The organism is Variovorax paradoxus B4, assembly GCF_000463015.1.
Classification (GTDB): domain Bacteria; phylum Pseudomonadota; class Gammaproteobacteria; order Burkholderiales; family Burkholderiaceae_C; genus Variovorax; species Variovorax paradoxus_E.
On the sequence record NC_022234.1, the window covers coordinates 947876 to 959934 of the forward strand.

The following is a 12059-nucleotide window of genomic DNA, read 5'->3' on the forward strand; positions in this document are numbered from 1 at the left end:
AGCTTCACGCGCGCGGGATAGCCCACGAACTCGAAACTGAATTGCGAAGGCGTGCCGGTGCGCCATTCACCAACTACGACACCCTCGATATGAGGCCACTCGAGATGAGGGCCACACGACCCCGGTGGTGGCGGTTTTGGCGTGGACGCTGAGGCCACACACCTACACGGTGATGCCCCTCGCCCGGTGCCGCAGACCAACCGACGATAACCAAAGGCACGTAAACACCCCATTACCGTTGGTTGGTTAAAAACCGTTGGCCCTGGCGCGTGAGCCGCCCAATGGGGAACACCGCCCGCCGCGTAGGCGGCAACACGCACTCTCGTCATAAAGACCCAGCGATGATTTCATCAATCGTGTCCTAGTGTCGTGAGTTAGGGAAGGTCTGAACAAGAGCACGTTTCTTGCATGAAGGATTGACCCCTGCAAAGGAGCATGAGCAATGAGTCAGATCAGTTTTGCGGATGCGGAGCAAGCGGGCAAGAGGAAGAAGACGAGGCGCGAAGTCTTCCTTGCCGAGATGGAACTGGTGGTGCCGTGGAAAGCGCTGCTCAAGGTCATCGAGCCCCACTATCCAGTGGCGGGCCGAGGCCGTCGGCCCTACCCGCTGCAAGCCATGCTGCGCGTGCACCTGATGCAGAACTGGTTCGCTCTGAGCGACCCGGCGATGGAAGAAGCCCTGTATGAGATCGCCTCGCTGCGCACGTTCGCCGGACTCGGTCTGGAGGCGATCCCCGATGAGACGACCATCCTGAACTTCCGTCACCTGCTGGAAGCCAGCGATCTGGCCGAAGACATCTTCAAGCAGGTCAACGCCCACCTGGCCAGGAAGGGGTTGCTCCTGAAGCGCGGCTCCATCGTGGACGCCACGATCATCGCGGCGCCCAGTTCCACCAAGAACAGCACGGGCGAGCGAGACCCCGAGATGCATCAGACGAAGAAGGGCAACCAGTGGCACTTCGGCATGAAGGCGCACATCGCGGTGGATGCCGAGTCGGGACTGGTGCACACGGTGACGACTACCGCAGCCAACGAGGCAGACGTGGAACAGGTGAATGACTTGCTGCATGGCAAGGAAGAGCAGGTGTGGGCCGACTCGGGCTACCGGGGCGCGCAGGCGCGGGTGAAGCGCGATGTGCAGTGGCACATTGCGGGCCGGCCCAGCGACATGGCGAAGATGCCCGAGGGACGTGCCAAGGCCAGAGCGCGCAAGAACGAATATGAGAAGGCCAGAGTGCGCGCAAAGGTGGAGCATCCGTTCCGGGTGATCAAGCGCCAGTTCGGTCTCGTGAAGGTGAGGTTCAAGGGGCTGGCCAAGAACACGGCGCATGTGATCACGTTGTTTGCGCTGTCCAATCTGTGGATGGCGCGCAAGAAACTGATGGCGGTGATGGGACAGGTGTGTCCGCAAACAGCCTGAGGGCGCTGGATGAGGGGCAGACCTCGTCGATTCGGCGCATCTGGCGGTGCGATTCGTCTCCGTGCACACCATTGGCCTTCATCGCACGCCAATTGGTGACCTGTTCAGACCTTCCTTAGAAGTTCGTTGAACTAATCGAGAAGAGCCGAATCAATCGTGTACCGTATGCACACGACGAGGCGGCCATGCGAGGAAGACCCAAGGCAGAACTGGTGCTGAGCGAATCCGAACGCGAGCAGCTCACGGCGCTGACGCTGCGGCGCAAGACCGCGCAGGCGTTGGCGTTGCGCGCTCGCATTGTTCTGGCCTGCGCCGAAGGCGTGGACAACAAGGTGGTTGCGAGTCGCCAGCGCGTGACGCAGCAGACGGTTTCGAAGTGGCGCGCCCGATTCGTCGAGCACCGGCTGGACGGACTACTGGACGCCCCTCGGCCTGGAGCACCGCGAACGATCGACGACGCGCGGGTCGACGCCGTGATTGCCAAGACGCTGGAGAGCGTTCCCGACGCGGCGACACATTGGAGCACCCGCACCATGGCGCGCGAGACCGGGCTGTCGCAAACGGCGGTGTCTCGCATCTGGCGCGCCTTCGGGCTCCAGCCTCATCGCCAAGAGACCTTCAAGCTCTCCAGCGACCCGCTGTTTGTGGAGAAGGTGCGCGACATCGTCGGGCTGTACTTGGACCCGCCGCTCATGGCGATGGTCCTGTGCGTGGACGAGAAGAGCCACCCATTAGCCCCCGCGTCAAGAGGGCCGAGCACATCTCTGCGGACGCCCCGCCATTTCGCTCACTCGTTCCTTCCAATCCCTGTAATCCCAATCTTCGATTTCGACACGCACTTGGTTCTCAAACGGTGGTCACGCCGTAGCGCACCAGTCACCCATCAGGATCAAGGCCTGCGCGCCTCAGCGGTGCTTGGCCCCTGGCTGCCTTGGCAGCCCCAGAAAACCCTCTGTTCCCCACCGTGTCCATGCCTTGCAGCCAGGCCAGCTGGCCGCACAGATGTATGGCTTCACCGAATGGTGATCCAACTCCTTGTGGCTCACGGTACGGGCGCAACGAACTTGTCGAGTTGGGCGGGATCGACGTCAGCGTGCAATCAGATTCGTGGTTTTTCCTGCTCTTCTACAACACTGTCCGACGTCGTCCCTTTGATCGTTTCAGCTCCTTTCGAGCGCCTCATCCGAACGCTTTCGCAACGTCGAATGGCTGTCCATGCTTGATCACGTGATAGCAGGCCCGCGCTAGCTTGTGCGCCACCGCCTTGATCGCGATGACGCTCAAGCGACTCGCGCACTTCTTCTGGTACCAGCGCTTGATGGTGGCGTCGAAGCGCACTGCAAAATGCGCCGCCTCGATGAAGGCCCAGGCGAGGAACTTGTTGCCGCACTTGGCATTACCCTCGCCCTTCTTCTTGCCATTCGATTCGCGACGGCTGTCGACCATGCGCGCGTAGGACGCGAAGTTGCCGGGGCCAGCAAAGCGGTCAATGTCTCCGGCCTCCAGCGCAATGGTCAGCGCCAGAATGTCGCCGACGCCGCTGACGGTCTTGAGCGCCTTGACGTCTTCGCGCAACTTGAGCTTGGCCAAGATGCTCCGCTCGAGTTGGTGGATTTGCTCGTCGAGGCAATCCATCACCGCCAGGTTTGCCTTCAGGGCCTGCTTCTGTTCCTCAAGCAGTTCCATGGCATCGACATCCTTTGGCTCCATGCGCTTGATCGAGTCACCTCTCATGCGCGCGCCGAGGTTGCGCGCTATCAGGTTGTGGATGCTCAGGATCTGGGTACTGCGCTGTCGCACGAGCTGGCTGCGCTTGCGCAGCAGGTCGCGTAGGGCGCGCTGCGCGCGAGGGTAGATATGACCCACCGGCAGAATGCCCAGACGCAGCAGGTGAGCGAGGTGACGCGCATCGCTGAAATCACCTCCATGCTTGAGTCCATCGTACTGCTTGACCGCGGCGGTATTGACCAAGTGCACGGTGAAGCCGGCATCCTGCAGTCCGTCGACCAGCCAGTACCAGTTGTAGGTCGACTCCACCGCCACGCCGCGCAACGTGCCCGAGCAAGATCGAAGAGCGGCCACGATGGCACCGAGATCATTGGGCAGGCGCTCGGCGAACATTGTCCGATCCTGCGCATCGATCACCATCACGACGCTGTTGTTCGAGTGCAAGTCAATCGCCGCGTACAGTTCCATATCGATCTCCTTCGTAGGCGCCCTATGGTGAATCGCGCGCAAGCAAGAAGCGCCACCCGCTGCCGCGAGCGAGTGACTGGCCGTTGAACGGTGGAGTCGCTCGGGCTAGATGTTTATCAGATTCAGGCGCTGGATCGCACGCAGCCCTTGCTCCCCCTGGCCCCAGGCATCCCTGAGCGGCGAACTCACGACTACGAGCGCCACGGCACGACCACGCTCTTCGCGGCGTTGGACATCGCCACTGGATCGGTCATCGGGGACTTGCATCGCCGCCATCGAAGCACCGAGTTCCTGCAGTTCCTGCGCACCATCGAGGCCAACGTGCCGGCAGTGCTGGACATCCACCTCGTGATGGACAATTACGGAACACACAAGACTCCCGCCATCAGGAACTGGCTTGCCCGACATCCGCGCTTTCAGGTGCACTTCACGCCGACCTCTGCGTCCTGGCTGAACCAGGTCGAACGCTGGTTCGCCACCCTGACGCAAAAGTACATCCGTCGCGGCACGCATCGCTCCACACGACAACTCGAACAGGCGATCAGGCACTACATCAAGAGCAACAACGACGACCCGAAGCCGTTCGTCTGGTCCAAGACCGCCGATGACATCCTCGCGAGCGTCGAGAGATTTTGTCTGCGAACTTCTAACTCACGACACTAGCCAACAGCATACGATGACTAGAGAACTCAACCTGTAATCGCGAACCCCCTATCCTGGCCTTCCGACGGATCCGGCCACGACCATTGGCTTGAGCGTCTCGGTACCGGAATACCTCGAAGAGCAAGTAGATCTTGCATTCGTGCCACGCGATGCCGGCGCAGCCTGCAGTGGCGCGAAGCAGGCTCGCCAGACGCAAGTCCCGGCTCGGCGCTCGAGCTTCGAGATGCCAAAGGCGCCCACATTTTGCGAAATCCTGCTTCTCTTGAGGCGGTCGCCGCGCGTTCTGCGAATGCTTATGCACCTACGGAGGGCATCCTACGAAGTCAAGACCAGCGCACCGAGATCGAAAGCCTGCCGCATAGCCATTAGCACTGTTCCGCCGGCTGAACGGTGAATTCGTCTTCAACTGGTTTATCAATTTAACCGTCTCTGTAGAATTTTTTGCATGCAATGCGAAACCAGTCAATCTGCTAAATATTCTTTGAAAAGTATCAAAAAGGCTTGAGCAGCGGAGATCTCACTTCCGGCATTGCTGTGCTCATGGTTGGCCGACCCGGCAGTGCCGACAACGCAATCCGAGAGTGACGGCGACCCGTCTGAATAACGCAACGATCAAAGTATGCAAGTCACTAGATGCTCACCCATTGAATTCGCCACCTCGAACCGCCTAATTCCGAATACCTGTGTCACACGGAGCAACCGATGACCGATTCCATAGTTCTAAATCAACCTGCCGACTATGTTCTGGCCAAAGTCTGGAGCCCGAAGAACAACTATGGCGGTACGTTCGGCAGCATCAATCGCCCGGTTTCCGGCGCCAGGTTCGAGAAGGAGTTGCCAGTCGGCAAGCATCCTCTGCAGCTGTACTCGCAGGGAACCCCGAACGGACAGAAGATCACAATCATGCTGGAGGAGCTTCTGGCGGCCGGGCATCCGGGAGCCGAATACGACGCGTGGCTGATCGATATCTTCAAAGGCGATCAATTCGGAAGCGGCTTCGTGGGCATCAATCCCAATGGCAAGATTCCGGCGCTCGTTGATCACTCCACGGATCCAGTCACGCGCGTTTTCGAGAGCGGCTCCATCCTCGTTCATCTTGCAGAACGATTCGGCGCATTCCTGCCGACCGAAGGTCGGGCGCGGACGGAGACGTTCAACTGGTTGATGTGGCAGATGGGCTCGGCTCCCTTTGTCGGCGGAGGACTGGGCCACTTCTACGCCTATGCACCACTAAAGATCGAGTATGCGATCGACCGGTACGCGATGGAGACCAAACGGCAGCTGCATGTGCTGGACACGCATCTGGCCACGCACGAGTTCCTCGCTGGGGATCAGTACACGATCGCGGATATGGCGATCTGGCCGTGGTATCCAGGCAGCCTCTATGGCGTCTACAACACGCACGAGTTCTTGGCCGTCGAGGAATATACGCATCTGCTGCGCTGGTACAGGGCGATAGCAACTCGCCCCGCAGTTGCGCGCGGCAGGGTCGTCAACCGCGTTTCCGGAGAACCGGGCACCTTCCTTCGCGAGCGCCACGACGCCAAAGACTTCGAGTCATTACAGCAAGGCAAATAGTCAGCGCTCCCAGCCCCAGGCTGCACGACCACGCCACCCGCACGCGTCGTGCGCCCTGGTCCGGGCTCTCAAAAATTCAACCGTATCTCCCAGGGCGACGTCTTCGCCCTTGGAGCTGCCGCATGGACGTCCCCGCGGCGCACCCAAGCATCTAGGCAATTTTCCAGTCCAGCAGGCCGCTGTTAACGGCTGCGCCTTTCAACCACCAAGACTTTTATTAGTATGAAACTGTATTACTCCCCTGGCTCCTGCGGGCTTGCTTCGCAAATCGCACTGCGAGAGGCCGGACAGGCGTACGACTTGATCAAAGTCGACTTCAAAACCAAGACGACGGTCGCAGGCGACTACCTGAAGGTGTCGCCCAAGGGCTTCATCCCTGTGCTGAAGATGGACGACGGCGACCTGCTCACCGAGGGGGCGGTCATTCTGCAGTGGATCGCAGACAAGAATCCGGCCGCCAACCTTCTCCCACCGTTCGGGACGCGGGAGCGCTACACGGCGCTGGAGTGGCTCAATTTCGTGGCAAGCGATCTGCACAAGGGCATGGCCGTGATGTTTTCGCCATTCCTCGATGAAGCAACGAAGAAAAGATTTGCGGATGGCAATCTGACCAGCAAGTTCGAATACATCGACGAACACCTGTCCCGGAACGACTACGTCCTGGGCGCGCAATTCTCGGTCGCCGATGCGTATCTCTACAACGTCCTGTCATGGCCATCGCGGGTGAGGATCGACGTCACCGGCTATGCCTCCATCCAGAAGTTCATGGCACGCATGGAGCAACGGGCCAGTGTGCGCGCGGCTTTGCAAGCCGAAGGCCTGCTGGCGAACGACTGAAATCCAAGCCCTCCCGAGGAACCTTCATGCCGACACTTTTCGATCCCCTCGCGCTGGGCGCGCTCAACGCGTCCAATCGCACCTTCATGGCGCCGCTGACCCGAGCGCGCGCCACCCGCGACCATGTGCCGACGCCGATCATGGCCGACTACTACGCGCAGCGCGCCACGGCCGGGTTGATCATCGGAGAAGCCACTGGCATTTCGCGCCAGGCCGTTGGCTGGCCCTATGCACCAGGACTGTGGTCCTCTGAGCAGGTCAAGGCCTGGATGCCCGTCACGCAGGCGGTGCATGACACAGGCGGGCTCATCTTCGCGCAGCTTTGGCACATGGGCCGCATGGCCCACTCGGCCGTGACGGGCCGTCAGCCTGTATCGGCCAGTGCCACGGCCATGCCGGGAGATGCGCACACCTATGAAGGCAAGATGCCGTTCGAAATCGCAAGACCGCTGGCGACCGAGGAAATCCCAAGCCTGATCTCCGACTATGTCAGCGCCGCAAGCAACGCCATGGCCGCGGGCTTCGACGGCGTTCAGATCCACGCCGCCAATGGCCAGTTGCTCGATCAATTCCTGCGGGACGGCACCAACGCTCGGACTGACGAATACGGCGGCAGCATCGACAACCGGGTGCGGTTGCTGCGCTTGGTCACGCAGGCCGTTACGGACGAGGTGGGCGCCAATCGCACTGCCGTCCGCCTGTCGCCCAATGGCGAAAGCTACGGCGTGGACGACAGCAACCCGGCGCCGCTGTTCACCGCCGCGGCGGAGATGCTGAACGCTATCGGTATCGCCTTCCTGGAGTTGCGAGAGCCTGGCCCGGACGGGACATTTGGCGCAACCGACGTCCCCCGCCTGTCGCCTCAGATTCGCAGGCATTTCAAGGGCGCCCTGGTGCTCAACAGCGACTACGACGTGGCGCGCGCCAAGGCCGACCTCGACAGCGGCTTGGCCGATGCGATCAGCTTCGGGCGTCCCTTCCTGGCCAACCCTGACCTGGTCTGGCGCCTGCGCTACGGCGCACCGTTGACCAAGGACGAGATGGCGACCTACTACAGCCAGGGAGCTGAGGGCTACACCGACTACGAGACGATGATGTGCAGCGAAGCCTTTGATTGAGCGACTGGCCGCTGCCCGCGGCATCCCGCCGTGAGTTGGGACAGCGAAATTTCTTCCATTCCCGCCGGACGCCAGGTTGGCGCCGGCACCCACAACCCTAGAAAAGGAACAAGGATCATGATGCAAGACTGGAACGGCTACCGGACGTCCTTGCTGGAGCGCGTGGGCGACTTCGCCAAGCAAAGTCCCGACGTGATGCGCGGGATGGCGGCCCTGGACAACGCCGCCGCAAAGACCGGCCATCTGGAGCCCAAGATCCACGAACTGATTTCCCTCGCCGTCGCCGTCACCACGCGTTGCGATGGCTGCATCGCCGTGCATACCAAGAAGGCCGCGGAGGCTGGCGCCTCGCTCGAGGAAGTTTCCGAGGCACTGGGCGTGGCCATTGCGATGAACGCCGGAGCGGCGCTCACGTATTCGGCCCGCGTGGTCGAAACGTACCAGCAACTGCCCGGCAAGTAAGCCGCTGCAAGAAGCGCCTTTGGCTTCGTCCCCGGTGGCCGCAAGTATCTTGCCTGTGCCGGCGGGTGGCAGCCCTTCGTCAGCGCATGGTGGCGTGGTTCAAGAACAGTTGCGCTACCCACTCGACGAACACACGCACCTTGGCCGAAAGGTGGCGGTTCTGCGGATACACCACGTGGATCGGCAGTGGTTCGTTGGTCCAGTCGTCCAGGACGGATACGAGCCGCCCGTCTTTGAGCATAGCCGCCATCAGGAAGTCTGCCATCTGCACGATACCCAACCCGGCCAGGCCTGCAGCCGTGTACGCATAGCTGTCGCTCAATGCGATGTGACTGGACAAGGCGACCTGGATCTTCTCGCCGTCCTTCTTGAAGTACCAATCGAACATCTTGCCCGAACGTGCGGAGAAATAATTGACGCAGCTGTGGTGTACCAGATCGTTGGGATGCATGGGCCGGCCATGGCGTTTGAGGTAGGCCGGCGAGGCACAAGTGGTGTAGTGCATCGTGCCGACGCGGCGCGCGATCAGACTGGAATCGGTCAGGCGACGGCCTCCGCGAATCGCGCAATCTACCCCTTCCTCGACCAGGTCCACCTGCCGGTCGCTGCAACCCAGTTCGAGCCGGATGTCCGGATACCGCTCGACGAAGTCGGGAAGCGCGGGAATGATCACCTCGCTGGCCAGGCCGGTGGGGGCGTCGATACGCAGCCTTCCCGCGGGGCTGCCCCTTGTTTGAGACACGCAGTCCTCGGCTTCGCGCACCTCCGAGAGAATGCGCATGCAGCGTTCGTAGAAGGCGGCGCCTTCAGCGGTAACGCTGACGTGCCGGGTGGTCCGGTTCAGAAGCTTGACCGACAGCGAACCTTCCAGCGACTGGATCAAGGTCGACACCGTCGCTTTGGGAAGCTTCATGTTCTCGGCCGCGCGGGTGAATCCGCCGGTGTCCACGACCTGGACAAACACTTCCATCGCCAAAAATTTGTTCATCCGTGGTCCTGAGCGAATCGGGTGACAGGAGTCCGCACAGCAAGGCGCAATCGAGCCATCAAGGTTCAAACGCGCACGCCGCCCCTGACGCGGTAACTCGGCTGGTACATGGTCACGAGTTCCTCGGCTGCAGTGGGATGGACGGCCATGGTCCGGTCAAAATCATCCTTCGTGACCCCTGCCTTCAGGGAGACGCCAAGCAACTGCACCATCTCGCCGGCCTCGTGGCCGAGGATGTGGGCGCCGACCACCTTGCGGCTTGCGGCGTCGACGACGAGCTTCATGAGCATCTTTTCCGTGCGGCCCGAGAGCGTCGCCTTCATCGGGCGGAACTCGGCGCGATAGACCGCGATCTCGGGATACTTCTCGGCGGCGTCTTCCTCCGACAGACCCACCGTGCCGATCTCCGGCTGCGAAAAAACGGCCGTGGGGATCAGGTCGTGATCGGGCGAGGTCGGATTTTTCTTGTACTCGGTCTCGATGAAGCACATGGCTTCATGGATGGCGACGGGTGTCAGCTGCACCCGGTAGGTGACGTCTCCCAGCGCAAATATGTTGGGCACATTTGTGCGGGAGTAATCGTCCACGACGATCGCGCCAAGCCCATCCACCTTCACACCGGCAGCTTCCAGGCCCAACCCCTGCGTGTTCGGCTCGCGGCCGAGCGCCAGCATGACGGTGTCGACCGAGATCGACTCGCCGCACATCGTTCTGACCAACAAACTGCCGTCAACCTTCTGTTCCACCTTCTCCATGACGTCGGTGAGAACGATGCGGATGCCCTTGTCGACCATGGCTTTGTGCAAGCCCTGGCGCAGGTCGTGATCGAAACGCGACAAGATCTCCTTGCCGCGGTAGATGAGCGTTACAGCCACACCAAGGCCGTGGAACACGTTGGCGAACTCGACCGCGATGTAGCCGCCGCCGGCAATCAGTATCGAGCGCGGCAGCTGCGGAAGATCGAAAGCTTCGTTGGACGAGATGCACAGCTCATGGCCAGGGAGCGCTGCATGGGGGTTCGGCGTGCCGCCTGTGGCAATGACAATCCTGTCGGCGGTGACGGTCTGGCCGGTCTGCACCAGGCGCACGGTGTGCGCGTCGACCAACTCGGCGCGGCCGTCGATGATCCGGGCGCCGTTGCTCTCGAGCCCACGCCGGTACAAGCCTTCGAGTCTTAGGATTTCCTTGTCCTTGGCGGCAAGCAAGGTGTCCCAGTCGAACGTGGTCTCGCTGACTTTCCATCCGTACCCTGCAGCATCCTCGAAGTGCTCGCGATACTGGGAGGCGTACACGAAAAGCTTCTTGGGAACGCAGCCCCGAATGACGCAGGTGCCGCCGAACCGGTGCTCTTCCGCGATCGCGACACGTTTGCCCAGCGCGGCAGCAATACGCCCGGCCCTCACGCCGCCCGAGCCACCTCCGATCACGAACAGATCGTAGTCATACGCGGCCATGAAAGATTCCTTTTTTGACTGACACGCGAACGCGCGCAACGGTGCCCTCTCGTCGAATTTCGTGGCGGTCTGGTGATCGACCCATGGGCTTCACCGCGTCCTTTCCCGCCAGGCGGCTTCGAGCGTCAAACGACACAGCGTCGTCGCACCCACGACCTTGAGCACGAATTCTGAGCATGTTCCAGAACTCGATAAAGGCTCCGACGACGAATTGAATGTTCAGGCGACTGAACAACGGGCGTGCACGACCAGCCGCATGACGACATATGAAAGCGAGCGTCGGCGTATCCTGGGCCTAAGCTTGCCATCGCGCGGACTCGTAGGAGTCGACCCGCCATCCGGCTTCCTCCTTGCGCACGACTTCTGCAACCCAGTCTGCGAACGCTCTCACGGTCGGGGACAACTGACGATTCTGGGGGTATAGGACCGAGAGCGGCACAGTCGGCGACGCATGGTCGGCGAGCACCTGCCGAAGGCGGCCGCTCAGAAGGTAGGGACGCACCATGTAGCTGCCGGCACGGATGAGGCCGAGGCCTTCGAGGCCGCATGTCACGTACGCATCCGTGTCGTTGACGATGAGACGTTCTCGCATCCTGACGCTGCGGTGCTCGCCATTCACCTCGAAATTCCAGTCCATCGTGCGCGCGGTGCGGCTAGACAGGTAGCCGACGGCCTCGTGATTCGCCAGATCCTCCAGAGATTCAGGCGGGCCGTGACGGGCCAGGTATTCCGGCGAGGCGCAGGTCACCCACTCGAATGAGCCGATGCGCTTGGCAACGAGCGTGGCGGAGTCTTCGGGCGTCCCCGCTCGAATGACGCAATCGATACCCTCCTGCACGAGCTCCACCGTGCGGTCAGACGCCGTCAGCGTGAGTTCGACGTCCGGGAAACGAGTCTGGAAGTCCTTGATGCAAGGCAGGACGACCAAGCGCGCGAGCGAGAGCGTCATGTCGACTCGAAGGCAGCCGCGAGGCTGCCCGGCCCGTCCCGGGAAGCTCGACTCGACGCCTTCGATGTCCGCGAGCAACCGCTTGCAATGCTCGAAGTACAGCGTGCCCTCCGGGGTCAGGCTGATGTGGCGCGTGGTCCGCTGCAAAAGTCGGGCGCCCAGGAACTTCTCCAGATCTTTCACGGCTCGCGTGACCCGGGATTTGGGCAGGAATAGGCTGTCCGCAGCTCGAGTGAAGCTGTGCATTTCGACCACGCGGGCGAAGATCTGCATCGACTGGAGGCGGTCCACGGGGTTCTCTCCTTGTAGGGCGACTATTGCACGGTACGGAACTAGGTCTGGCTCGCACCGCGAGAAATTCCATTTTTATCGCATTGGCAGGGGGCGATGACAA

The 12059-nt window shown here is 61.4% G+C and carries 10 protein-coding genes and 1 pseudogene; 7 read left to right on the plus strand and 4 right to left on the minus strand.

Going from position 1 to position 12059, the window contains the following annotated elements; all coding sequences use genetic code 11:
• The first annotated feature begins 442 nt into the window (after positions 1-442).
• Entirely contained in the window at positions 443-1420 is a 978-nt protein-coding gene (locus tag VAPA_RS31565; protein WP_021004309.1) for an IS5 family transposase, read from the plus strand.
• 185 nt (positions 1421-1605) lie between these two features.
• The gene (locus VAPA_RS35665; RefSeq protein WP_021004310.1) at positions 1606-2643 is read left to right on the plus strand and encodes an IS630 family transposase; all 1038 of its coding nucleotides are present in this window, start codon (positions 1606-1608) and stop codon (positions 2641-2643) included.
• On the opposite strand, the gene VAPA_RS31570 is transcribed toward VAPA_RS35665, so the two are convergent.
• Positions 2600-3616: an IS110 family RNA-guided transposase gene (locus VAPA_RS31570; protein WP_021004311.1), complete on the minus strand. Its 1017-nt coding sequence runs from the start codon at positions 3614-3616 to the stop codon at positions 2600-2602. The two genes, VAPA_RS35665 and VAPA_RS31570, sit on opposite strands and share 44 nt — an antisense overlap.
• A 117-nt stretch (positions 3617-3733) precedes the next feature.
• Between VAPA_RS31570 and VAPA_RS31575 the strand changes: the two are divergent.
• The 5 genes and pseudogenes from VAPA_RS31575 to VAPA_RS31595 form a co-directional block, all read left to right on the plus strand.
• A pseudogene (locus VAPA_RS31575) lies at positions 3734-4279 on the plus strand (IS630 family transposase); the annotation flags it as partial.
• Between the two features lie 702 nt (positions 4280-4981).
• Positions 4982-5857 (plus strand): glutathione-dependent disulfide-bond oxidoreductase, encoded by an 876-nt coding sequence (gene yghU / locus VAPA_RS31580; protein ID WP_021004314.1) that lies wholly within the window; start codon positions 4982-4984, stop codon positions 5855-5857.
• A 222-nt stretch (positions 5858-6079) separates the two neighbouring features.
• Entirely contained in the window at positions 6080-6694 is a 615-nt protein-coding gene (gene gstA / locus VAPA_RS31585; protein ID WP_021004315.1) for a glutathione transferase GstA, read from the plus strand.
• Positions 6695-6720: 26 nt separating this feature from the next.
• Positions 6721-7812 (plus strand): alkene reductase, encoded by a 1092-nt coding sequence (locus VAPA_RS31590; RefSeq protein ID WP_021004316.1) that lies wholly within the window; start codon positions 6721-6723, stop codon positions 7810-7812.
• Between the two features lie 117 nt (positions 7813-7929).
• Complete coding sequence (locus VAPA_RS31595) at positions 7930-8274, plus strand: carboxymuconolactone decarboxylase family protein (protein WP_021004317.1); 345 nt, start codon at positions 7930-7932, stop codon at positions 8272-8274.
• A gap of 79 nt (positions 8275-8353) precedes the next feature.
• On the opposite strand, the gene VAPA_RS31600 is transcribed toward VAPA_RS31595, so the two are convergent.
• From VAPA_RS31600 to VAPA_RS31610, 3 genes are all read right to left on the minus strand, one after another.
• Positions 8354-9262 (minus strand): LysR family transcriptional regulator, encoded by a 909-nt coding sequence (locus tag VAPA_RS31600; RefSeq protein ID WP_021004318.1) that lies wholly within the window; start codon positions 9260-9262, stop codon positions 8354-8356.
• A gap of 65 nt (positions 9263-9327) precedes the next feature.
• Entirely contained in the window at positions 9328-10716 is a 1389-nt protein-coding gene (gene gor, locus VAPA_RS31605; RefSeq protein WP_021004319.1) for a glutathione-disulfide reductase, read from the minus strand.
• A 295-nt stretch (positions 10717-11011) separates the two neighbouring features.
• Positions 11012-11956 carry a LysR family transcriptional regulator gene (locus VAPA_RS31610; RefSeq protein ID WP_021004320.1) on the minus strand — a complete coding sequence of 315 codons (945 nt, stop codon included), beginning with the start codon at positions 11954-11956 and terminating at the stop codon, positions 11012-11014.
• Between the last annotated feature and the right edge of the window lie 103 nt (positions 11957-12059).